Raw genomic sequence first — 21,770 nt, forward strand, 5'->3', positions numbered from 1 at the left:
CAAGTCCTACCTGGGCCGGCTGGAGGGAGATGGCGGGGCTGGGAGTCGACGCCGCGGCGCCGCCGCAGAGCGCCGGCTCGGAGGAGCGTGGGCCTATGGAAACCTTCTTCATCGTCAATCCTTCGGCGGGCTCCGGGCGGGCCATGCGGGCCTGGAGGCGCCTGCAGGAGCTGGTGGGCGCCCCTTTGGCCGGCCGGTTCACCAAGGGCCTGGGTCACGCGAGCGAGCTGGCGGTGGAGGCCGCCCAGGAAGGGTACCCCCTGGTGGTTGCGGTGGGCGGTGATGGGACGGCCAATGAGACGGTAAACGGCCTCATGCAGCTCCCTCCGCACCGCCGGCCCGCCTTCGGCCAGCTGCCTGCGGGCACCGGCAACGACTTTGCCCGGAACGTGGGGCTGCCCCGGCGGGTGGACCAGTGGGCCCGGATGCTCCGGGAGCCCCGCCTCCGCTCCCTGGATCTGGGCGAGGTGAACGGGCGCTTCTTCCTCAACGCCACGGGGGTGGGCTTCGATGCGGAAGTGGCCTACCTGGCCGACAAGATGCCCACCCTCATCGCAGGAACCTTCACCTACATGGTCTCCCTGGCCGTCAAGCTCTTCACCTACCGGAGCCAGCCCATGCGGATCCAGGTGGACGACACCCGCCTGGAGGAGCGGTGCTTCCTCACTGCGGTGGGGAACCTGCCCCACATCGGGGGCGGTATCCGGATCTGCCCCGGCGCCCGGGCGGACGACGGCCTCTTCGAGGTGGTGGTGGTGGGCGACGTCTCCCACCTGGAGGTCCTGCGGGTGCTGCCCCGGGCCTTTTCAGGGAACCACGTCACCCACCCGAAGGTCCGGGTCCTCGCGGGCCGGCGGGTGATCATCGACTCCGACGCCCCCCTCCACCTGCAGGCGGACGGTGAGGTCTTCAGCGGGCTCCCGGCCCACTTCGAGGTTCACCCAGCGGCTCTCCAGCTCCTGGTGCCCGCCTCGGCGGCGGCCAGCGAGCCGGCGCCCGCGGCCCTCCAGGATGAGGCGGCGCCCAGCCTGATCCAGCCGGCGAGCCCCGACGGCTGATCATCGGCCCGTGGATCATCGGCCCTGGTGGGCTGGAAGGAGGATGTGCCCATGGACCTAGGGCTTCAGGGACGGAAGGGTGTGGTGCTGGCTGCCAGCCGGGGGTTGGGGCGGGCCATCGCCATGGAGCTGGCCCGGGAGGGGGCGGACCTGGCCATCGCGAGCCGGGATGAGCAGCGCATCGCGGAGGCGGCCGACCTGATCGCGGCCGAAACGGGCTGCCGGCCCCTCCACCGGGCGGTGGACGTCACCCAGAAGGAGGCCCTGGAGGCCTTCATCCGGGAGTCGGCCGAGGCCCTTGGGGGGCTCCACCTCCTGGTCTGCAACGCGGGCGGGCCGCCCGCCGGCCGGTTCGACCAGTTGGACGACGGGGCGTGGGAGCACGCCTTCCAGCTCAACCTGATGAGCGTGGTCCGGGCCATCCGGGCGGCCCGGCCCTACCTGGAGGCCGAGGGCGGCGCCATCGCCATCGTCACCTCCATGTCGGTGAAACAGCCCCTGCCCGGGCTGATCCTCTCCAACGCCTTCCGGCCGGCGGTGGCCGGGCTGGCCAAGACCCTCTCCCAGGAGCTGGCGCCCCGGATCCGGATCAACTGCCTGGCTCCGGGCCGGCTGGACACCGAACGGGTCCAGGAGCTGGACCAGATCAAGGCCGAGCAGGCGGGCACGTCGGTGGAGGCGGTCCGGGCACAGTCGGCGTCGGCCATCCCCCTGGGCCGCTACGGGGATCCGGCCGAACTGGGGCGGGTGGCCGCCTTCCTGCTGTCCGACGCGGCTAGCTACATCACCGGCCAGACCATCCTCGTCGACGGCGGGCTGGCCGTCCCCCTGGCCTGAGCCAGGGTCGGCTGGGGCACGGCAGCCCGGCAAGGAGGCGTCGTCCTGGAACGGCTCGATGTGGGTGATCTTCGGCTCGCCTTCCGCCAGGAAGGGGAGGGCGAGCCCGTCCTCTGGGTGCCTCCCTTGGGGGGCACCCATGCGGCCTTCAACCACCTGCGGCGGGCCATGCCCCCGTGCCGGGCCATTCTCTACGATCCCCGGGGCCTGGGGGCCAGCGACCGGCCCCCGGACGGCTACACGGTGGAGGACGCGGCCGCCGATGCCTGGCGGCTGCTGGACGGCCTGGGTGTCGCCCGGGCGGTCCTGGTGGGGGTCTCCTGGGGCGGCACGGTGGTCCAGGCCATGGCCCACCAAGCGCCCCAGCGGGTCCGGGGGCTGCTCTTGATCTCCACGTGGCTCGCGCCCGACCCCCACCGGAATGAACTCTTGCGTCTCTGGGGCGAGTTGTACGGACGCGTTTCGTTGGAACTCTTCTACCGGGAGGTCCATCTCTGGACCTTCCCTCCCGGCTTCTACCGGTCGGCGCCCGGGGCCATCGGGCGGTTCCAGCAGGGATTGGCCCGCTCCCGGGGCCATCCCCACCCGGAGGTCTTCCGGGCCCTGGTCCGGTCGGCCCTCGCCTTCGACGGACGGGGTCGCCTCGATGATCTGGCCGTGCCGGCATGGGTCTTGGTGGGGAGTGAAGATCGGGTGACGCCGCCCGACGAAGGGGCCCGCCTGGCCGGGGCCATCCCTGGAGCCCGGCTCCGGGTGGTGCCTGGCCGGGGCCATGGGCTGCTCTGGGAGGCGCCGGAGGAGCCGGTGAGGGCGCTGGGGGACCTTTTGGAGCGTTTGGAGGTGAGCGGCGGGTGACGGCAGCCCAATTCTTGGAAACCATCTCGGAGCTGCCCGGCATTTCGGGCCATGAAGGCCCGGTGGCGGCCCGGATCCGGGAGGCATGGGCTCCACTGGTTGATGAGATCCGGACGGATCCCCTGGGGAACGTCATCGCCCTGAAGGCGGGCGAGGGGCCAAAGCCCCGCCCCCGGGTGATGATCGCCACCCACATGGATGAGATCGGCTTCATGGTCCTCTCCATCGAGCAGGGGGGCTTCCTCCGGGTGGCCCCCGTGGGGGGGATCGACGTTCGGAACGTGCTCGCCCACCGGGTCCGGGTCTTGGGACGGCGGGAGCTGGTGGGGTACCTGGGCATGCTGCCGCCCCACCTGACCACCGATGAGGAGATGACCCGGCCCGTGCCCATGAAGGATCTCTTCGTAGACGTGGGCCTGCCCGAGGAGCGGGTCCGGGCCCTGGTGGAGCCGGGGGACCTGGTGGTCCGGGAGCAGCGGGCCGTCCAGCTCCTGGGCGGGCGGATGGCGGGGAAGGCCTTCGACAACCGGGCCAGTTGCGCGGCCGCGTACCACGCGCTCCAGGAGCTGGCCCGCCGGCGCCACCAGGTGGACGTGGTGGTGGTGGCCACCGTCCAGGAGGAGGTGGGCCTGCGGGGGGCGGTCACCAGCGCCTTCGGCGTCGCCCCCGATGTGGGGATTGCGGTGGACGTGGGCTTTGCCCGGCAGCCCGGGGTGGAGAAGGACCGGTCGGCCGAGCCGGGCGGAGGGCCGGCCATCGCCCTGGGCCCCAACATCCACCCCCAGGTCTACCGGTTCTTGGTGGAGCAGGCCCAGCGGGAGGACGTGCCCTACCAGGTGGAGCCCGTTCCCGGGCGGACGGGCACCGACGCGTGGGCCCTCCAGGTGGCCCGGAGCGGGGTGGCCACGGGGCTGCTCTCGGTGCCGCTCCGGTACATGCACAGCACCGTGGAGACGGTGGATGTGAAGGACATTGAGGCGACGGGGAGGCTCCTGGCCGCCGCCTTGGCCGCCATGGAGCCCGAGTGGGTAAGGGGGCTCAGCCGATGACCACCGCGGCCCAGGAACCATTGTGGACGCCCACAAAGGGCCAGGAGGCGCTCATCACCAGGCTCCGGCAGCTGTCGGAGCTGGATGGGGTCTCGGGCGGGGAAGGGCCGGTGCGGGAGTGGCTGCGGGCCCAGATCGAAGCCCAGCCGCCCAAGGGCCCCTTCACCGTGGAGACGGACCCCATGGGCAACCTGCTGGTCCGGGTGGGGGAGGACCGGCCCGGCCCCCGGGTGATGGTGGCCGCGCACATGGACGAGGTCGGGCTGATGATCACCGCCATCGAGGACGACGGGCTCCTGCGCTTCCGGCCCGTGGGCGGCATCGATCCCCGGATCCTCCCGGCCCAGGTGGTCCGGATCGGCCAGGGGCGGGTGCCGGGGGTGGTGGGCGGCAAGCCCATCCATCTGCAGACCCCCGAGGAGCGGAAGAAGGCCTACCGGGTGGAGGAGCTCTACATCGACATCGGCGCCCGGAGCCGGTCGGAGGCCGAAGGTGCCGTCCAGCTGGGGGAGTACGCCACCTTCGACACTCCCTTCCAGGTGCTGGGCGAGGGCCTGGTGATGGGGAAGGCCTTGGATGACCGGGCGGGCTGTCTCATCCTCCTGGAGCTCCTGCAGGAGGAGTGGCCTGTCCCCTTCCTGGCCGCCTTCACCGTCCAGGAGGAGGTGGGCCTGCGGGGGGCCCAGGTGGCCGCCTACCGGCTCAACCCTGACGTGGCTCTGGTGCTGGAGACCACCTCCTGCGCCGACCTGCCGGGGGTGCCGCCGGCCAAGCAGGTCACCCGGTTGGGGGCGGGGCCGGCCCTCACCTTCCGGGACCGGACGAGCATCGCCGACCCCCAGCTGGTCCGGCTCCTCATTCAGGAGGCGGAGGCGGCGGGCCTCCCCTGGCAGTGGAAGCACGGGACCGCCGGCGGGAACGACGCGGGCGCCATCCAAACCCAGCGGGGCGGGGTGCGGGTGGCCAGCCTCTCCCTCCCCTGCCGGTACCTCCACCAGCCGGGGAACGTCCTCTCGGTGCGCGACTTGGAACACGGGTTGGAGCTGGCCCGGCGGGGTCTGCACGCCTGGGCCCGGGAACTGTCGAACGGAGGCGATCGCCGGTGAAGGAGATCTTTCGCAGGTTGAGCGAGGCCATGGGGCCCGCCGGGGCCGAGGAAGGGGTGCGGAAGGTCCTGGAGGAGGAGCTGGAGGGCGTCGTCGACCGGCTGGAGACCGACGCCCTGGGCAACCTCTATGCCATCCGGGAGCCCGAGGGCGAGGGCGGGCTCACCGTCCTCTTGGATGCCCACATGGATGAGATTGGCCTGGTGGTGACCTACGTGGAGGAAGAGGGGTTCCTCCGGGTGGCGCCCATCGGGGGTGTCTCTCCCCAGGTGGCCCTGGGGCAGCGGGTCCGGTTCCTGGGCGGCGCGGAGGGAGTGGTGGCCGCCGACCACCTGGACGACCCCAAGGAGCTGGCCATGAAGCACCTCCTGGTCGATATCGGCGCGGCCAGCCGGGAGGAGGCCCTGGCCCGGGTCCAGATCGGTGAGGCGGGGGTCTTCGTCCGTCCCGTGGTGGAGGCAGGCGAGCACCGCCTCATCGCCAAGGCGGCCGACAACCGGGCAGGCTGCGCGGTGCTGGTGGAGGTCCTGAAGGGGTTGAAGGCGTCGCCCCACCGGGTGGTGGCCGTCTTCGCCGTGCAGGAAGAGGTGGGCCTGCGAGGCGCAGGGCCGGCCGCCTACCGGGTGGACCCGGACCTGGCCATCGCCATCGATGTCACCCTCACGGGGGACACGCCTGAGGCCCCCAAGATGGCCGTCGAGCTGGGGAAGGGGCCGGCGATTAAGGCGATGGACCGGAGCGTGATCGCCCACCCGGCCGTCCGCCGGCTGCTGGCCGAGACCGCCCGGGATGCGGGCATCCCCTACCAGATGGAGGTGCTCACCCGGGGCGGCACCGACGCGGGCGCCATCCACCTGAGCCGGGAGGGGGTGCCCACCGGGGCCGTCTCCATCCCCTGCCGGTACGTCCACACGCCCTCGGAGATGGTGGACCTGCGGGATATGGCTGGTGCCCGGGACCTGCTGGTGGCTCTGCTCCAGCGGCCCATCACCCTCTAGCAGGCCCCGGCCCCGGCTTCGGCCGGGGCCAGGGCCCGCCCCGTAGTCCCTCCGCGCCCCTCCCGTCGGGCGGGGTGTCCCTCGGCCGCCCCAACCCCCCGGGCCCACGCCAGGGGCATCTGCCGCTTCTGGGACACCCGGGCCGGTCCAAGAAAGGGAGGATCGGGCCATGGAGGATCCCGGCCCTCCCGCCGATACCATTCCATTGGATCAAGGGCAGCACCGCACCTTGGAGAGAGCGAGCGGACCAGTCGCCGGCAGGTGAACCGCCGCCCGGCCGTCTTGCCGCCTTCTTCCCCCATGTCGGGCCCAACCCGGCAGCGCGTCGCGCCGTACGCCCTGTCTCGTTCCAACCGAGCGCACCTGTCCGATTGGCTTCGCATCGCCCCGTTCGGCCACCCTCGGATCCGGCGGGCCCGCCCTGGTCGGCCGGTCCACGCCCTGGGCCCATGTCTTGCAGGTTGACGCGCTCCGGAGGGACCCCCGTCGGTGTCCTCTCCCGGGCGGACAAGGAGGGTGAGAACCTCTGTGATCAAAGCCTTTCACAATCTCCCCGTGCGGGCCAAGATGGTGCTCACGGCCATGGCCCACGTGGGCCTGTTCACGCTGGTGAGCCTCCTCGCGGTTTCGGGGCTGAGCCGCACCCACATCGTCGTCGCCGGCCTGGCCAGCTCCGGGCTCAGCCTCATTTTCCACCTGCTGGCGGCCCGGGACATCGTCCGCCCGTTGGTGACCGTTCGGGATCAGCTCCAGGCCCTGGCGGCCGGCGGGGCGGACCTCACCCGGCGTCTGGCGGTTCCCTCCCAGGACGAGCTGGGCCAGCTGGCCGCCCGGTTCAACGCCTTCGTCGACACCTTGCAGGCGCTCATCATCCAGATCCGGGATTTGGCCGACCAGGTGGCGGCCTCCTCCGATGAGCTGGCCGCCTCGGCCGATGAGGTGGGCCGGGCGGTCCAGCAGGTGGCGGCCAGCGTCGATCAGATCGCCCACGGGGGCCAGCAGCAGGCCCAGGCGGCCGCGCGGGCTTCGGAGCTGGCCAACCGGATGGGCGGGCGGGTGCAGCAGGTGGCCGCGGCGGCCCAGGCCCTGGCCGATGGGGCCCAGCGGGCCGCCCAGGAGGCGGACACGGGCCGTCAGGCGGTGGAGACCATCGTGGCCCGGATGGAGGAGATCAAGGCGGCGGCCGACCGCGCTGGCCAGGCGATGGAAGCCCTGGGCCAGCAGTCCCAAGCGATCGGCCGCATCGTCGATGCCATCACCCAGATCGCCAGCCAGACCAACCTCCTGGCCCTGAACGCGGCCATTGAAGCGGCCCGGGCCGGCGAGCACGGCCGGGGCTTCGCCGTGGTGGCCACCGAGGTCCGGAAGCTGGCCCAGGAGTCGGAGGAGGCGGCCAAGGAGATCACCCAGCTCATCGACCAGATCCGCCAGCATGTGGCCGTGGCCGTTGCGGATGCCGGCACCGTCCTGACCGCGGTGGAGGAGGGGATCCGGGAGGTCACGGGGTCGGGCCAGGTCTTTGCCCGGATCCTTCAGAGTGTGGAAGAGATCGCCCGGGAGATTCAGGAGATCGGCACCGCCTCGGAGGCGATGGCGGCCGGCACCGACCGGGCGGTGGAGGCGGTGACCGAGATCGTCTCCATCACCGAGGAGAGCGCCGCCATGACCCAGGAGGTGGCGTCGGCCACCCAGGAGCAGGCGGCGGCGGTGGACGAGATCTCCCGGGCCACCGCCCAGCTGGCCGGGCTGGCCCAGAACCTGAAGCGCCTGGTCGACACCTTCAAGACCTGAACCCCCAACAACCTGAGCCCAACAGCATGCGCCCCCAGGCATCCACGCCCCAGGGCCCTGGCTTGGTCCAGGGCCTTTCCGCGTCCGCTTCGTTTGGGAAGAGAGGCTATTCAAGTTGTCGTGTCTTGTCGATAAGGTGAAACGTGGGGGATCGTTTGGAGCCGAACCACGACGGGCGCGGAGGAGGGATGGATGCGGCGGCCCTTCCGAGATCCCCTGACCGGCAGACGCCACAGGAGGTAGGCACCGGCGATGAAGGCCTTTCGCAATCTCCCGATCGCAGCCAAGATGATGCTCATCACCGGAGTCAACCTGATCATTCTGGTGGTGCTCGGGATCCTCTCCCTGCACAGCTTGACCACCGCCAACGAGCACCTGAGGCAGACCTACGAGGCCAACGTCATCGGCCTCCGGCTGCTCTTGCAAGCCTCCCAAGTCCGGGAGCAGACGGCCAACCAGGCCTTGCTTCACCTGATGCAGGAGAACGAGGCCCTCCTGACCCAGATCGAGGCCGAGGTGGCCCGCCTGTCCGGCGAGTTTGTGGAGCTGATGGAGGCCTACCAGCAGACGACCGTCACCGAGGAGGACCACCAGCTGGCCGGGGAGGTGCTGGCCACCTGGCCGGCCTTCCAGGACGCGGTGGACCGCCTCCTGGTGCTGAGCCGGGCCAACCTGAGCCAGTTTGTCGTCCGCCAGGCGTTGGGGGAGGTCACCTCTCTGAACGAAGCCATGCAGGCGGCCATGGACCAGATGGTCGCCCATGCCACCCAGTTGGCCGCCGACCGGTACGCCGCGAGTCAGGCCCGCCACCGGCAGACCTTGGCCTTCCTCCTCGTTGCGGGGACCGCGGGGCTTCTTTTGAGTTTCACCCTGAACCTGACCACCGCCCGGGCGGTCACCCGGCCCCTGCGGAGCGTCCGGGATCAGCTCCAGGCCCTGGCGGCCGGCGGCGCCGACCTGACCTGGCGCCTCCAGGTGGCTTCCCAGGACGAGGTGGGGCAGCTGGCGGTGGGGTTCAACACCTTCCTGGAGAGCCTCCGGGCCCTGATCCTCCAGGTGCGGGACCTGGCAGACCAGGTGGCCGTCGCTTCTCAGGAGTTGGCCCATGCCTCGGAAGAGGTGGGCCGGTCGGTCCACCAAGTGGCCGAGGGCGTGGACCAGATCGCCCGAGGCGGCCAGCAGCAGGCAGAGGCCGCCGCCCGGGTGACGGAGCGGGCCCGGCTGGTGGGCCAGCAGGTGAAGCAGGTGGCCGACTTGGCCCAGGCCCTGGTGGACGGGGCCGACCGGGCAGCCCAGGAGGCCGCCGGCGGGCGGGAGGCGGCCGCGGCCATCGCCCAGCGGATGGGCGCCATCAAGACCGCCGTCGACCGGTCGGGGCAGGCGGTGGAGGCCCTGGGTCAGCGCTCCACGGCCATCGGCCGGATCGTCGAGGTGATCACCGCCATCGCCGACCAGACCAACCTCCTGGCCCTCAACGCGGCCATCGAAGCGGCCCGGGCTGGCGAGTCGGGGCGGGGGTTCGCCGTGGTGGCCGAAGAGGTCCGGAAACTGGCCCAGCAAGCGCAGCAGGCGACCAAAGAGATCGCCGCCCTGGTCCACCAGATCCAGCAGGATGTGGCCGCCGCGGTCCAGGAGACGGGCGCGGTCTCCCAGACCGCGGACGAGGGGAGCCGGGAGGTGGCCCAGTCGGGCCAGCTCTTCGCCGCCGTCATCCAGCAGTTCGAGACGATGGCCGCGCAGATCCGCCAGATCGGCACGGCCGCGGAGGAGATGGCCGCCGGCACCGATCAGGCGGTGGCGGCGGTGGACGAGATCGCCTCCGTCACCGAGGAGAACGCGGCCATGACCCAAGAGGTGGCCTCGGCCACCGAGGAGCAGACGGCGGCGGTGGGAGAGATCTCCCAGGCCGCCGCGGAGCTGGCCACCTTGGCCCAGAACCTGAAGGGCCTTGTGGGGACTTTCAAGACCTAAGGGCGAGCCAGCCGGCGGCGCCCGATGGATCCCATTCGGCGCCGCACCTCCGGCCTCCCCTGGGAGCGAACGCCCCGCACCACCCGGTGCGGGGCGCCAGCGTTCAGGACGGCCCTCGCCGGCGGGGGGGATCACGCCACCAGAGTGGCCAAGGCCTCCTCCGCGGCCGCGATGGTCTGCTCCACGTCTTCCTCGGTGTGGGCGGCGGTGACGTACCAGACCTCGTAGGGGGAGGGGGGCAGGTGGATCCCCCGCTCGAGCATGGCCCGGAAAAAGCGGGCGAAACGCTCGGTGTCGGCCCGCTCGCAGCCGGCGAAGTCCTCCACCGGCTGGTCGGTGAAGTAGGGGGCGACGCCACCACCCATCTGGTTCACCTGGAGGGGGATCCCCACCCGGGCCGCCGCCTCCCGCAGACCCTCCGCCAGGCGCCGGCCCAGAGCCTCCAGGCGCTGGTAGAGTCCGGGCTCCCGGAGCGCGTCCAGGCAGGCGGCCCCCGCGGCCATGGAGAGGGGGTGGCCTGCCCAGGTGCCGTCCTGATAGACGGGCCCCAAGGGCGCGACCAGCTCCATGATCTCCGCCCGGCCGCCGTAGGCGCCGATGGGCAGGCCGCCGCCGATGATCTTGCCCAAGATCGTCAGGTCCGCCTCCACCCCGTACAGATCCTGCACCGACCCGTAGCGGTAGCGGAAGCCGGTGAGCACCTCATCGAAGATGACCAGAGCCCCCGCCGCCCGGGCCCGTTCCACCATCCCCTCAAGAAAGCCCGGCTTGGGGGGCACCAGGCCGAAGTTGCCCACGATGGGCTCCACCAGCACCGCCGCCACCTGGTCCCCCTGGGCCGCCAGCACCCGGTCCAAGGGCTCCAGCTGGTTGTACGGCAGGCTGATCACGTCGGCCAGCACACCAGGGGTGATCCCGGCCGAGTCGGCCAGGCCCAGGGTGGAGAAGCCCGAGCCCGCAGCCACCAGCACCGGATCGGAGTGACCATGGTAGGACCCGTCGAACTTGACCAGCTTGGGCCGGCCTGTGAAGGCCCGGGCCAGGCGGATGGCCGTCATGACCGCCTCGGTGCCCGAGGCGGTGAACCGGACCTTCTCCACGGACGGAATCGCCTGGCAGAGCCGCTCGGCCAGGGCCACCTCCAAGGGGGTGGGGGTGCCGAACAGGAGACCGTCTGGGGCCGTCCGGCGGACCGCCTCCACCACCGGGTCTGGCGCGTGGCCCAGGATGATGGCGCCGTACCCGCAGACGTAGTCAATGTACCGCCGCCCGTCGGCGTCGAAGAGGGACGAGCCCTTGGCCCGGACCATGAACCGGGGGGCGCCGCCGCCGACGGCGTCGTAGGAGCGGGAGGGCGAGTGGACGCCCCCGCTGGCCACCTTGAGGGCCCGTTGGTAGAGTTCCTCCGAACGGGGGCTTGGCGAAAGAGCGTGCGACACCAGCGATTCCTCCAAGAAAGACGATTGGGCGGACCCCTGCGGGCGGGGAACCAGGGCTGGAGGCCCCAGGGGCTCCCGAGCCGAAGGGGTTCGCCTCCTGGACGGCCGTTCCTGCCCTGGGCGCCCCGGCGGGTAAACTGGGCCGGAGGGTGGCGGTCCAGACCCCCGCTGAGCCCCAACAGCCTGCCACCCCCACCCATGATCCCCGCCGGGACGGGGCCAGGGCCGGGGCGGAGCGCCGGGGAAGCGGCCGGGAGGCGAGGCGGGGAAGGGAGCCAGCCTTCAAGCACGAATGGATCGAAGACAGAGCCCGACCGCCTGGGGCCGGGGCGGCAGACGGGGGGTTGGGCCTGGGTTGGAGCAGGAGGCGACACGGGTGGGCGAGTGGGTCTACCTCAACGGCACCTTTCTTCCCTACGACGAAGCCTGTCTTTCCGTTGAAGACCGGGGATTTCTCTTCGCTGACGGCATCTACGAGGTGATCGCCTTCCAGAGGGGCTGGGCCTTCCGCATGGCGGATCACCTGGAGCGGCTGGAGCGGAGCGCGGCAGCCATCCGCCTGCCCCTGCCCCGGCCCCTGGAGGATCTGGAGGCGGCGGCCAGCGCCCTCATCGCCCGGAACGGCCTGGAAGCCGACGAGGCCATCGTTTACCTCCAGGTGACCCGGGGACCGGCCCGCCGGGAGCATGCCTTCCCCCCTCGGCCGGAGCCGACGGTGCTCATGCTGGCCCGGCGGGTGCAGCCGCTGGATCGGGCCAAGCGGGAGCAGGGCGTGGCCGTCATCACCGTGCCCGACACCCGCTGGCACTGGTGCCACGTGAAGGCCATCGGGCTCCTGCCCAACGTGCTGGCCAAGCAGCAGGCCCTGGAGGCGGGGGCCCACGAGGCCGTTTTCGTGCGGGACGGGCGGGTGACCGAGGCGAGCGCCGCCAACCTCTTCGCCGTCTTCAACGGGGTGCTCTGGACCCACCCGGCCGACCAGTGGATCCTGCCCGGCATCACCCGGAAAGTGGTCCTGGAGCTGGCCGCCCGGCTGGAGGTGCCCGTCCGGGAGGAGGCCTTCTCCGTCGAGCACTTGGCCGAGGCGACGGAGCTCTTCCTGACGGGAACCACCATCCGGGTCCTCCCCGTGGTCACTGTGGACGGGCGGCCCGTCGGCTCTGGCCGTCCCGGCCCCATCACCCGCCGGCTGGAGGAGGCGCTCAACCAGGAGATGGAGCGGCGATGAGCCACCCCGCCATCATCGCCCACCACCTGGCCCGCCTCCAGGCGCCCGCCTGGCGGCCTCGGGCCCAAGCGGCCCGCCTCCTGGCTCCCTATGCGGCCCAGCCGCCCGTTTGGGAGGCCTTGGCCGCCCGGGTGGCTCAAGACCCCAACCTGGCCGTCCGCATCCAGGCCCTGCGGAGCCTGGCCCGCTCGGGCCGGCCCGAAAGCCTCCCCATCCTGGAGGCGGCCGTTGCCTCAGGGCCCGAACCCCTTCAGGAGCACGGGTTGTCGGGCCTGGCCGAGTGGGGGGTGGCCGCGGGTCGGGAAGAGGAGGCCTTCCGGCGGCTCCTGGAGCGGATCGAGTGCTGCGACGACCCGGAGGGCCTCCGGCGCCGGGGGGTGGCCCTCTACGCCCTGGGGGAGCTGGAGGTGGCCGGGGTTGAGGCCACCTTGGACCGGTTCGTCACCGCCCAGGAGCCGGTGGTGGCCGGCGGGGCGTGGAGCAGCCTGGCTTACCAGAAGCGGCGGGAGGTGCTGCCCCAGCTCCTGGAGCGGGTGGCCACCGCCCCAGATGAGTGGACCCACGACCAGGCGCTGAAGACCGTCCGGCTCCTGGCCGATGTGCAGACCCGGTACTACCAGGTTCCCTGGTCCGACGATGCGGGCTGGCTGGCGGGGATGCAGCGGGCCTTCCCCCCGCCCCTCCAGCCCCAGACCCAGGAGCTGGTGGACGGGCTGGTCGCCGCCTGGCAGAGGGAGGATTACCCGGGGGCCGCGGCCCGTTTGGCAGCCCTCGCCGACCGGCTGGTGGCCGCCTTCGGCCGGTATCATGGCCGCTGGAACGGCGCCCCCGATGAGCCCCTGCCCGACGCCTGGCTCTGGGAGACCGACCCCGTCACCTGGGCCCGGTTCCAAATCCTGCGGGCGTGGGCCCATCGACCCCATTTGTTCGCCGGCCGGTGGCGGCGCTGGGCCCAGGAGGAGCTCAGGACCGCGGTCGCCTGCTTCCTCGAGACGACCCGCCGGCTCAATTGGCTCCACCGGGCGTGGACGGGCCAGGCGCCGCCCGAGGCGGCCAGCCCCCTGGGGCACGCGGTCTGGGCCTTGGATGCCGACCAGGAGCGGCCCCCCTACCGGCGCCTCACCCTCCTGAGCCGCCAGGGCCGGGAGGCGCTGCCGGCCCTCCGGGCCTTCCTCGCCGATCCCCTGGCCACCCACGGCCACCTCTGGGCGGCCGAACTCCTGGCCCGGTTGGGCGAGCCTGAGGACCTGGACCGGTTCCTGGCCCTGGCCACCGATCCTTGGGTGGGGGAGGCGGCCCAGGCGGGGGCGGCCGCGTATGGGGCCGCCGCCCTCACCCGGGTGAGCGGGTGGCTCCGCCAGAAGGAGGAGGACGCCTGGCTGGCCGCGGTGGGGGTGGCCAGCCGGATCCCCCTCCCCGAGAGCTGGCTCCTCCTGGGGGAGCGCCTTCCCCAGGCGGAAGGCCCCCGCTTCCACGCCCTGGTGGCCGGGCTGGTCCGGCTGGGGGGAGCGGCGGCGCTGGAGCGCCTCATCGAGGCGGGCCGGACTCTGGACGGGGAGCGGGCCCGGCTCGCCCAGCAGGGCGCGGTCTACCTGGCCCACTGGGAGGAGCTGACCCACCTGCTGCCCGCCGAGTGGGCGGAGGTCCCGCCCCTCGCGCCCCTGCCCGATGCGCCAGCGGTGGGGGTGCACGAGTTCGACGTCTACACCACCCCCGACCAGCCCGACCCGGACCCCTCGGACCCACGCCTGCCCGAGCCGCCCGCCCCTGTCGAGCCCGGCGGGGCCTGAGCGGGCCTGGGCCTCTGACGGGCGGGCCAAGGAAGGACGATGTCTGTGCAGCTCGGTTGCCACCTGAGTGTCAGCAAAGGCTTTGCCAAAGCGGTGGAGCGGGCCCACGAGCTGGGTGCCGATCTCCTCCAGTACTTCCCCAAGAACCCCCGCAGCCACCGGCCCAAGGCGGTGGACCGGGAGGCCATGTTCCGCCAGTCCCGGCGGGCCCGGGAGGAGGGGTTCCTCTCGGTGGCCCATTCGCCCTACGTGACCAACCTGGCCACCCCCGACCCGGACCTGGCGGAGATCACCGTCACCTCCATCGTCAACGACCTGGAGATCGCCGAAGCCTACGGCACCCCCTACGTGGTGGTCCACTGCGGCCGCCACATGGATCAGGGGCGGGAGGCGGGCATCCGGCGGATGGTGGAACTCTTGGACCGGATCCATGAGCGCTACCAGGGTCCCGCCCAGCTCCTCTTGGAGAACACCGCCGGCCAGGGGACCGAGCTGGGCACCCACTTTGAGGAGCTGGCCGAGATCCGCTCCCGGCTGGCCCAGCCTGAGCGGGTGGGGTACTGCATCGACACCTGCCACGCTTTCGCCGCCGGCATCCTGGACTTCGAGGCCTGGGACGAGTTCCTGGCCTTGATCCAGCAAGACGGGTTCCTGGAGTGGGTCAAGGTCTTCCACCTGAACGACAGCCGCTTCCCCCAGGGGAGCCGGCGGGACCGGCATGCCAAGTTGGGCCAGGGGGAGATAGGCCAGGCCAACCTGACCCGCTTCCTCACCGAGCCCCTCTTCCAGAGCATCCCCTTCATCCTGGAGACGCCGGTGGAGGACGAGCTGGAGTACGGCGACGAGATGCGGCTCGCCCGGACCTGGGTGGCCCAGGCCCAGGGCTAGCGCCGCGCCCTGCGGAGCCGGCGCCAGAGCCCCCGGCCGTTGAGGAGCGCGGAGAGAAGCTCATCGGCCACCAGGGCCCAGGCGGCCCCCAGGATGGTAAGGTCCGGCCGGGCGACCAGGACGTGGATGAGCCCCAAGCGGAGGCTGCTGGCGAGCAGGAAGGTGACCAGCGGCGTCCGGGTCTCACCCAGCCCCAGCAGGGCCGCCGTCAGGGTGTGGTTGACGTAGGCGAAGGGGGCCGACAGGGCCAGCACCCGGACCTGGCCCGCAATCTGGGGCTCACCGTAGAGGAGGCCGGCCATCCGGGCGGGTTGCCAGGCCAGCAGGGCCCAACTCGCCAGGCCCACCGCGCCCGCCAGCCCCAGGGCCTGGCCGAGGCGGCGCTGGACGGCGGTCCAGCGCTCCTGGGCCGCCTGGGCGGCCAGGTCGGGCATGAGCACCTGGGTGATGGGCCAGACGGCCACCATGGGCAGGTAGAGGAGGGGCAAGGCCATGCCCGTCAGCTCCCCGTAGAGGATGGTGGCCTCGGCCGCGGCCAGGCCCGCTGCCTGGAGCCGGCGGGGGATGAGGACCGCGTTGATGGTGGCCGTCAGGTTGTTCACCAGTTGGAGGAGGAGCAGGGGGGAGGCGAGCCTCAGGAGGCGGCGGGCCACCGCCAGGGGGCTGGCCCAGAGGAGCCACACCCCACCCGTCCGGGAGGCCGCGGGGAGGGGAACGGGCGGCCAGGAAGGGGGCCCCACCCGGAGGCGCCATGCCAGGGCCAGGAGGCTGACCAGCTCCCCCACCGCGGAGCCGACGACGATGGCCGCCGCCACCGTCCCGTGCCCGAAGGGAAGGGCCATCCAGGCAAGGGCCATCACCGCCCCCACCCGGACCACCTGTTCCACCGTCTGGGTGGCGGCCAGATCGGCCATCATCTGCCGGCCCTGGGCGATGGCCCGGACCACCGTGCCCACGGCCGCGGGCAAGAGCCACAGGGGCAGGACCCGCACCGCCAGCAGGCTCCGCTCGTCGTGGAGGAGGCGCTGGCCGATCCACGGGGTGAGGAGGGCCAGGCCCGCGCCCGTGGCCAGGGTGGCCACCACCGTCAGACCGAGGCCCGTCTGCTCCACCCGCCGGGCCTGGAGCCGGCGGGCCCGGCCCCGGGCGTCGGAGGTCATCTGGGCGACGGGGCCCGGCAGCCCCAGGGTGGCCAGGTGGAGGGCCAGCCGGAAGATGGGAGAGGCCATCTGGAAGATGCCGATGGCCTCCGCGCCCACGAGCCGGACGAGGGCGACCCGATAGAGGGCGCCCAAGCCGCGGGCGAACAGACCGGCGATCCCGAGCCAGATGGCCCCTCGGATCAAGGGTGAGCGCAGCGTGCGACCGCTCCTTCCCGGCGGAGAGAGGCTCTCAGGGAAGGATATCGGCGGGGTCCCCTGGGAAGAACCTCGCCCCAGGGCGGCCGCCGGGGCCCGTCCTCACTCGGAACGGACGGGCTCGAGCCGCTTCACCTGGTAGGACGCTGAACGGCCGTCGCGCATCCGGCCGCTCCGTCGCCCCAACTCGTTCAAGACCCGCCGCAGGTACTCCGGGTCGGACCAAAACCGCCAGGAATCACCCTGCATCCCGATCGCCCCCCTTCCCGTACGGTGGACTCTCCTCACCAAGGTACACGGGGCGGGGGCGGGGGGTGGTAGCTCCAGGGTCCCGGTTCCCTCAGCCGCCGGCCGTCTCCGGCGCCCCGAAGGCGTTGGGGGCGGGGCCGGGGGCGGCGGGTCCCGGGGTGGGCCGGGCGGCCGCTTGGAGATTCTGGCTCTGGAACTGGAGCTGGTACAGCCTCCAGTAGAGGCCCCGCTGGGCCAGGAGCTCCTCGTGGGTGCCCGCCTCCCGGATCCGGCCCCGCTGGAGGACCAGGATCTGGTCGGCCGACTGGATGGTGGAGAGGCGGTGGGCCACCACCAGGGTGGTCCGCCCGGCCATGAGGGTGCGGAGGGCCTCCTGGATCAGCATCTCCGTCTCGGTGTCGATGTTGGCCGTCGCCTCGTCCAGGATGAGGATCCGCGGGTCGGCGGCCAGGGCCCGGGCGAAGGCCAGGAGCTGGCGCTGGCCGGCGGAGAAGGTGGAGCCCCGCTCGCTCACCATCTCCTGGTAGCCGTTGGGGAGGCGTTCGATCCACCGGTCGGCGTGGACCGCGGCGGCCACCCGGCGGACCTCATCGTCGCTCAAGGGCTTGCCCAGGCGGATGTTGTCGGCGATGGTGCCGCTGAAGAGGAAGACATCCTGCAGGACCACGCCCACCTGGGAGCGGAGCTCCCTCTGGGGGATCTCCCGGATGTCGACGCCGTCGATGAGGATCCGCCCCCGCTGCACGTCGTAGAGACGGAGGAGCAGGTTCAGGATGGAGCTTTTGCCCGCCCCCGTGGGGCCCACCAGGGCCACCGTCTGGCCCGGCTCCACGTGGAAGGTGATGTCCTCCAGGACCCAATCCTCATCCCGGTAGGCGAAGAAGACGTGCTCGAAGTCGATCCGGCCCCGGATGGGGCGGACGTGCTTGGGATGGACCGGGTCGGGGATGGCCTCCTGGTTGTCCAAGAGCTCAAAGATCCGCTCGGCCGAGGCCATGGCCGACTGCATGATGTTGTACTTCTCCGTCAGGTCGTTGATGGGCCGGAAGAGCTGCTGCAGGTAGTTGATGAAGGCGTAGAGGATCCCGAAGGAGAGATCCCCCGCCAGGACCCGCACCCCGCCGTACCAGAGGAGGGCGGCGATGCCCAGGGAGGCGATCAGGTCCATCAACGGCCGGAAGATGGCGAAGTAGGTCAGCTCCCGCATGCTGGCCTCGTAGTAGCTCCTGTTGATCCGCTCAAAGGCCCGGGCCTGGCGGGCCTCCTGGTGGAAGGCCTGGACCGTCTTCATCCCCGCCAGGTTCTCGGCGAAGAAGGCGTTGATCCGGGAGAGACGGCTCCGGACCTCCCGGTAGGCCGCCCGGGCCTTCACCCGGAAGACGATGGCCGTGACCACCACCAGGGGCAAGACCGCGAAGCTGATCAAGGCCAGGCCCCGATGCAGGCGGACCATCACCACCATGATCCCCACCAGGATCAAGAGGTCCTGGAAGAGGTTGACCAACACGTTGGTGTACATCTCGTTGAGCTGCTCGGTGTCGTTGGTCACCCGGGTGGTCAGCCGTCCCAAGGGCTGCCGGTCGAAGAAGGCCAGGGGCCGGCCCTGCAGGTGGTGGAAGATCTCCTGGCGCATGTCGAAGATGATCCGCTGGCTCGTCCACTGGAGGACGTAGAGCTGGCCGAAGCGGAGCACGAAGGCGGTCACCTGGAGGCCGAGGAGGATGAGGGCGATGCGGACCACCGCCCGCAGGTGGCCTTCCAGCACCTGGCTCGCCTGGCCCGCCACATACCCCGCCGTCACCTGGGAAAGGTGGTTGTCGATGGCCACGCTCACCAGGTAGGGGCGGGCCAGTTCGGTGACGGTGATGATCAGAAGCATGAGCACACTCAAGAGAATCCACGGCCAGTAGGGGCGGGCGTAGGCCAAAAGGCGCCGCATCAGGCGGGCGTCGTACGCCTTGCCCAGAACCTCGTCCTCGTGAAAGGCCACCCTCACACCTCCTCCAGGCTGGCCTCCAGGAGCTGGCGCTCGTGGAGCCAGGCATAGAAGCCGCCCTGGGCCACCAGCTCCTGGTGGGTGCCCCGCTCGACCACCCGGCCCTCATCCAGGACCAGGATCTGGTCGGCCTGCTGGACGGTGGAGATCCGGTGGGCGATGAGCAGGGTGGTCCGCCCCCGGATCACCTCCCGCAAGCCTTGGAGAATCCGCTCCTCCGTCTGGGTGTCCACCGCCGAGAGGGCGTCGTCCAGGATGAGGATGGGGGGATCCTTGGCCAGGGCCCGGGCGATGGCGATCCGCTGCCGCTGGCCGCCCGAGAGGGTGACACCCCGCTCGCCCACCTCCGTCTCGTACCCTTGGGGCAGGGCGACCACCTCGTCGTGGATTTGGGCGAGACGGGCCGCCGCCTCCAGCCGGCCCGGGGGCGGCTCGGCAAAGGCCAGGCCGATGTTCTTGGCGACGGTGGTGGAGAAGAGGAAGCTCTCCTGAGGCACGTAGCCGATGGACTCCCGGACGGTGGCCAGGGGCAGGTCCAGGATGTCGTGCCCGTCCAGGAAGATGGTCCCCCGGGGCGGATCGTACAGGCGCAAGAGGAGCTGGGCCAGGGTGCTCTTGCCCGAGCCCGTCCGGCCCACCAGGGCCAGGGTCTGGCCCGCCTCCAGCCGGAAGCTGACGTCCTGCAGGGCCGGGGTGGTGCTGCCCGGGTAGGTGAAGGTGAGGTTGCGGACCTCGATGCTTCCCTTCAGACGCCGGACCGGCAGGGGGTTCTCCGCCTCCACCACCTCCGAGCGCTGGGCGAAGAGGGCGTTGAGCCGCTCCATGGAGGCCGAGCCCCGCTGGAGGTGGTTGATGACGAAGCCCATGGCCATCACCGGCCAGACCAGCATCCCTAAGTAGCTGTTGAAGGCGACGAAATCACCCAGGGAGATGGTCCCCCGCAAGACCATGGCCCCGCCGTAGGCCAGCATGAGGACGAAGCTGAGGCCTGAGACAAACTGAACCAGAGGCTGGAAGACGGCGCTCACCCGGACCAGGCGCATTTGGGCCCGCACGTACGCCTCGTTCACCCGGGCGAACTTGGCCTCTTCCGCCGCCTCCTGGGCGAAGGAGCGGATGACCCGGACGCCCCACAGGTTCTCCTGGACCGTGTCCGTCAGCTGGGCGAAGGCCTCCTGCACCCGGCGGAAACGGCGATGGATCTGCCCCCCGAAATGGGTGACCGCCCAGGCCAGGAAGGGGAGGGGGAGGCTGGCCAGCAGGGTGAGCCGCCAGTTGGCCACCAGGAACATGGAGACCAGGGTGGCCACCGAGAGGAAGAGGGAGTCGACGGCCATAACGATGCCCGGTCCCATGGCGTGCCGGATGGCGTGGATGTCGTTGGTGGCGTGGGCCATCAGATCCCCTGTCTTGTGACGGTCGAAGAAGCTGGGGGAGAGGCTCTGGAGGTGCTCGAAGAGGCGCTGACGCAAGGTATAGTCGAGCAGGCGCGCCGTGCCGTTGATGTACATCCTCCAGAAGTACCGGCCCACCGCCACCAAGAGGGCCAGGCCCAAGATGAGGCCCGCGTAGCGGAGGGCCAGGGCCACGGTGAGCTGGCCCGCCTCGTAGGCATCGGCGAAGCGGCCGAGAAGCCGGGGCGTGATCAGCTGAAGGACGTCCACCACCAGGAGCCAGAGGATGCCGAGAGCATACCGGTGCCAGTAGCGACGAAAGAAGGGTCGAAGGGAACGAAAAGCGCGCACCTCTGTCCTCCTTGGTTGGCCGGGGTTGGGCTTGGGGCGGCGAACCCGTGCCCCGGTGGTGATCACCGCCTTGAGGTGGGCGTTCCAGCCCTGGAGCCCTATAATGAACGTGAAGCCCGGTTGATGGACGATTCACGTCCCAGGTTACTCGACCCCCAGGAGGTTTTCAAGGTGGCGGCCCCCATCCCCCTGGCCTCGGTGGAGGCCATCGAAAAAGAGCACACCCTTCTCCTGCGTCCCGCCCCTGGGGAGCCGCTCCGCCTCCTCAGCCTCGACGGGGAGGGGCGGTGGCTCCGGGCCCAAGGCGAGACCTGGTACGCCAAGCGGGGCCTGGACAGCCGGGTTCTCATGAAGGAACGCTCCGGAGGCCGCTGGCAGGCCCGCCGCTTGCCACCCGATGAGGCGGCGGCCCTCCACCACCAGATCCACCGGTGGCTCTCGGGCCTGGCCCAGGTGGCCCCCGCCCAGGGATGGACCGAGCGGGTTCAGCGGTGGGTGGAGGCGGCCGCCGCTTGGACGCCCAGGCGGCTGGCGGCCGAGGCGGATCGGTACCGGCACGTCTACGGCCGCATCCCCATCCTGCCGCCCGATCTGTACAACGCCATCGTCATCCAGGCGACCCGGGGCTGCAGCTACAACCAGTGCTCCTTCTGCACCTTCTACCACGGCATCCCCTTCCGGCCCCTGGCGCCCGAGGAGGTGGAGGCGCAGATCGAGGGCCTCCGGGTTCTGTACGGGAAGGATCTGGAGCGCCACCTGAAGCTCTTCCTGGGGGACGCGAACGCCCTGGTCCTTTCCCAGAAGCGCCTGGAGCAGCTTTGGCAGGTGCTGGAGCGGCACTTCGCCATCGATCCCGACGCCGCCTTCGGCGAGCCCCGGTGGGACGAGCAGGGGCGGCTCCGGGTGGAAGGGGTCTACACCTTCATGGACGCCTTCAACACCCGGCACAAGGCCCCGGCCACCCTGGCGTGGCTGGCCGCCCACGGCCTCCGGCGGGTCTACATCGGCATGGAGAGCGGCAGCGACCGGGTGCTCCGCTTCCTCACCAAGGTGGGGACGGGCCGGGATGTGGTCCAGGCGGTGCGGGCCTTCAAGGCCGCGGGCATCGCGGTCGGGGTGATTCTCCTCGCCGGCGCCGGGGGCCGAGAGCTCCAAGAGGAGCACATCGCCCACACCGCCGCCCGGGTGAACGAGATGGGCCTGGGGCCCGAGGATGCCGTCTTCTTCTCCCCCTTGGTGGTGGAACCGGGCGGCTCCTGGCTGGCCCGGGCCCGCCAGGAAGGGGTCACCCCCCTGGACGCGGAAGAAATAGAGTGGGAAATTCGGGAGATTCGTGCAAGACTCCGCTTCGGGCCGGGGCCGGCACCCCGGATCACCCGGTATGAGCTGAGGGAGTTCATCCACTAGGCCGG

General features: G+C 71.3%; 17 protein-coding genes. 12 read left to right on the forward strand and 5 right to left on the reverse strand.

Annotated features, from left to right (window positions below; all coding sequences use genetic code 11):
• Nucleotides 1–95 precede the first annotated feature (95 nt).
• The 8 genes from FWJ67_RS00840 to FWJ67_RS00875 all read left to right on the forward strand — a co-directional run bounded on the left by FWJ67_RS00840 (nucleotide 96) and on the right by FWJ67_RS00875 (nucleotide 9,665).
• Nucleotides 96–1,058 (forward strand): diacylglycerol/lipid kinase family protein, encoded by a 963-nt coding sequence (locus tag FWJ67_RS00840; protein ID WP_414482521.1) that lies wholly within the window; start codon nucleotides 96–98, stop codon nucleotides 1,056–1,058.
• A 51-nt stretch (nucleotides 1,059–1,109) separates the two neighbouring features.
• The gene (locus FWJ67_RS00845; RefSeq protein ID WP_304172100.1) at nucleotides 1,110–1,895 is read left to right on the forward strand and encodes an SDR family oxidoreductase; all 786 of its coding nucleotides are present in this window, start codon (nucleotides 1,110–1,112) and stop codon (nucleotides 1,893–1,895) included.
• A 60-nt stretch (nucleotides 1,896–1,955) separates the two neighbouring features.
• The gene (locus FWJ67_RS00850) at nucleotides 1,956–2,750 is read left to right on the forward strand and encodes an alpha/beta fold hydrolase (RefSeq protein ID WP_304172098.1); all 795 of its coding nucleotides are present in this window, start codon (nucleotides 1,956–1,958) and stop codon (nucleotides 2,748–2,750) included.
• Nucleotides 2,747–3,799, forward strand: a complete 1,053-nt coding sequence (locus FWJ67_RS00855) for a M42 family metallopeptidase (RefSeq protein ID WP_414481787.1) — start codon at nucleotides 2,747–2,749, stop codon at nucleotides 3,797–3,799. Before FWJ67_RS00850 ends, FWJ67_RS00855 begins: the two co-directional genes overlap by 4 nt.
• Nucleotides 3,796–4,905 carry a M42 family metallopeptidase gene (locus FWJ67_RS00860; RefSeq protein ID WP_304172094.1) on the forward strand — a complete coding sequence of 370 codons (1,110 nt, stop codon included), beginning with the start codon at nucleotides 3,796–3,798 and terminating at the stop codon, nucleotides 4,903–4,905. Before FWJ67_RS00855 ends, FWJ67_RS00860 begins: the two co-directional genes overlap by 4 nt.
• A complete protein-coding gene (locus FWJ67_RS00865) occupies nucleotides 4,902–5,903 on the forward strand; it encodes a M42 family metallopeptidase (RefSeq protein WP_304172092.1) in 1,002 nt (333 codons plus the stop codon). Before FWJ67_RS00860 ends, FWJ67_RS00865 begins: the two co-directional genes overlap by 4 nt.
• A gap of 528 nt (nucleotides 5,904–6,431) precedes the next feature.
• Nucleotides 6,432–7,694: a methyl-accepting chemotaxis protein gene (locus FWJ67_RS00870; protein WP_414482522.1), complete on the forward strand. Its 1,263-nt coding sequence runs from the start codon at nucleotides 6,432–6,434 to the stop codon at nucleotides 7,692–7,694.
• A gap of 252 nt (nucleotides 7,695–7,946) precedes the next feature.
• The gene (locus tag FWJ67_RS00875) at nucleotides 7,947–9,665 is read left to right on the forward strand and encodes a methyl-accepting chemotaxis protein (protein WP_414481785.1); all 1,719 of its coding nucleotides are present in this window, start codon (nucleotides 7,947–7,949) and stop codon (nucleotides 9,663–9,665) included.
• Nucleotides 9,666–9,796: 131 nt separating this feature from the next.
• On the opposite strand, the gene hemL is transcribed toward FWJ67_RS00875, so the two are convergent.
• A complete protein-coding gene (gene hemL, locus FWJ67_RS00880) occupies nucleotides 9,797–11,104 on the reverse strand; it encodes a glutamate-1-semialdehyde 2,1-aminomutase (protein WP_304172085.1) in 1,308 nt (435 codons plus the stop codon).
• 376 nt (nucleotides 11,105–11,480) lie between these two features.
• On the opposite strand from hemL, the gene FWJ67_RS00885 reads away from it, so the two are divergent.
• Genes FWJ67_RS00885 through FWJ67_RS00895 form a run of 3 tightly spaced genes read left to right on the forward strand, consistent with a single transcriptional unit; the run spans nucleotide 11,481 to nucleotide 15,010 of the window.
• Nucleotides 11,481–12,332: a D-amino acid aminotransferase gene (locus FWJ67_RS00885; protein ID WP_304172083.1), complete on the forward strand. Its 852-nt coding sequence runs from the start codon at nucleotides 11,481–11,483 to the stop codon at nucleotides 12,330–12,332.
• Nucleotides 12,329–14,122: a HEAT repeat domain-containing protein gene (locus FWJ67_RS00890; protein WP_414481784.1), complete on the forward strand. Its 1,794-nt coding sequence runs from the start codon at nucleotides 12,329–12,331 to the stop codon at nucleotides 14,120–14,122. The genes FWJ67_RS00885 and FWJ67_RS00890 overlap by 4 nt, the downstream gene beginning before the upstream one ends.
• Before the next feature lie 45 nt (nucleotides 14,123–14,167).
• Complete coding sequence (locus FWJ67_RS00895; protein ID WP_414482523.1) at nucleotides 14,168–15,010, forward strand: deoxyribonuclease IV; 843 nt, start codon at nucleotides 14,168–14,170, stop codon at nucleotides 15,008–15,010.
• Here FWJ67_RS00895 and FWJ67_RS00900 read toward each other — a convergent pair.
• The 4 genes from FWJ67_RS00900 to FWJ67_RS00915 form a co-directional block, all read right to left on the reverse strand.
• The gene (locus FWJ67_RS00900; RefSeq protein WP_414481783.1) at nucleotides 15,007–16,356 is read right to left on the reverse strand and encodes an oligosaccharide flippase family protein; all 1,350 of its coding nucleotides are present in this window, start codon (nucleotides 16,354–16,356) and stop codon (nucleotides 15,007–15,009) included. The genes FWJ67_RS00895 and FWJ67_RS00900 overlap by 4 nt on opposite strands.
• A gap of 114 nt (nucleotides 16,357–16,470) precedes the next feature.
• The gene (locus FWJ67_RS00905; RefSeq protein WP_304172075.1) at nucleotides 16,471–16,617 is read right to left on the reverse strand and encodes a hypothetical protein; all 147 of its coding nucleotides are present in this window, start codon (nucleotides 16,615–16,617) and stop codon (nucleotides 16,471–16,473) included.
• A gap of 91 nt (nucleotides 16,618–16,708) precedes the next feature.
• Nucleotides 16,709–18,607 carry an ABC transporter ATP-binding protein gene (locus FWJ67_RS00910; RefSeq protein WP_304172073.1) on the reverse strand — a complete coding sequence of 633 codons (1,899 nt, stop codon included), beginning with the start codon at nucleotides 18,605–18,607 and terminating at the stop codon, nucleotides 16,709–16,711.
• Nucleotides 18,608–18,609: 2 nt separating this feature from the next.
• Complete coding sequence (locus tag FWJ67_RS00915; RefSeq protein ID WP_414482524.1) at nucleotides 18,610–20,358, reverse strand: ABC transporter ATP-binding protein; 1,749 nt, start codon at nucleotides 20,356–20,358, stop codon at nucleotides 18,610–18,612.
• Nucleotides 20,359–20,529: 171 nt separating this feature from the next.
• Here FWJ67_RS00915 and FWJ67_RS00920 point away from each other — a divergent pair, with 171 nt between their 5' ends.
• Nucleotides 20,530–21,765 carry a radical SAM protein gene (locus FWJ67_RS00920; RefSeq protein ID WP_304172069.1) on the forward strand — a complete coding sequence of 412 codons (1,236 nt, stop codon included), beginning with the start codon at nucleotides 20,530–20,532 and terminating at the stop codon, nucleotides 21,763–21,765.
• Nucleotides 21,766–21,770: the final 5 nt, after the last annotated feature.

The sequence above is a fragment of the Limnochorda sp. genome, assembly GCF_047459355.1.
In the GTDB taxonomy this organism is placed as follows: domain Bacteria; phylum Bacillota; class Limnochordia; order Limnochordales; family Limnochordaceae; genus Limnochorda.

Bases quoted from the DNA above. Each gene is read 5' to 3' on its own strand.
- FWJ67_RS00840 (WP_414482521.1), top strand. From the start codon at position 96: ATGGAAACCTTCTTCATCGTCAATCCTTCGGCGGGCTCCGGGCGGGCC.
- FWJ67_RS00845 (WP_304172100.1), top strand. From the start codon at position 1,110: ATGGACCTAGGGCTTCAGGGACGGAAGGGTGTGGTGCTGGCTGCCAGC.
- FWJ67_RS00860 (WP_304172094.1), top strand. From the start codon at position 3,796: ATGACCACCGCGGCCCAGGAACCATTGTGGACGCCCACAAAGGGCCAG.
- FWJ67_RS00875 (WP_414481785.1), top strand. From the start codon at position 7,947: ATGAAGGCCTTTCGCAATCTCCCGATCGCAGCCAAGATGATGCTCATC.
- FWJ67_RS00890 (WP_414481784.1), top strand. From the start codon at position 12,329: ATGAGCCACCCCGCCATCATCGCCCACCACCTGGCCCGCCTCCAGGCG.
- FWJ67_RS00905 (WP_304172075.1), bottom strand. From the start codon at position 16,617: ATGCAGGGTGATTCCTGGCGGTTTTGGTCCGACCCGGAGTACCTGCGG.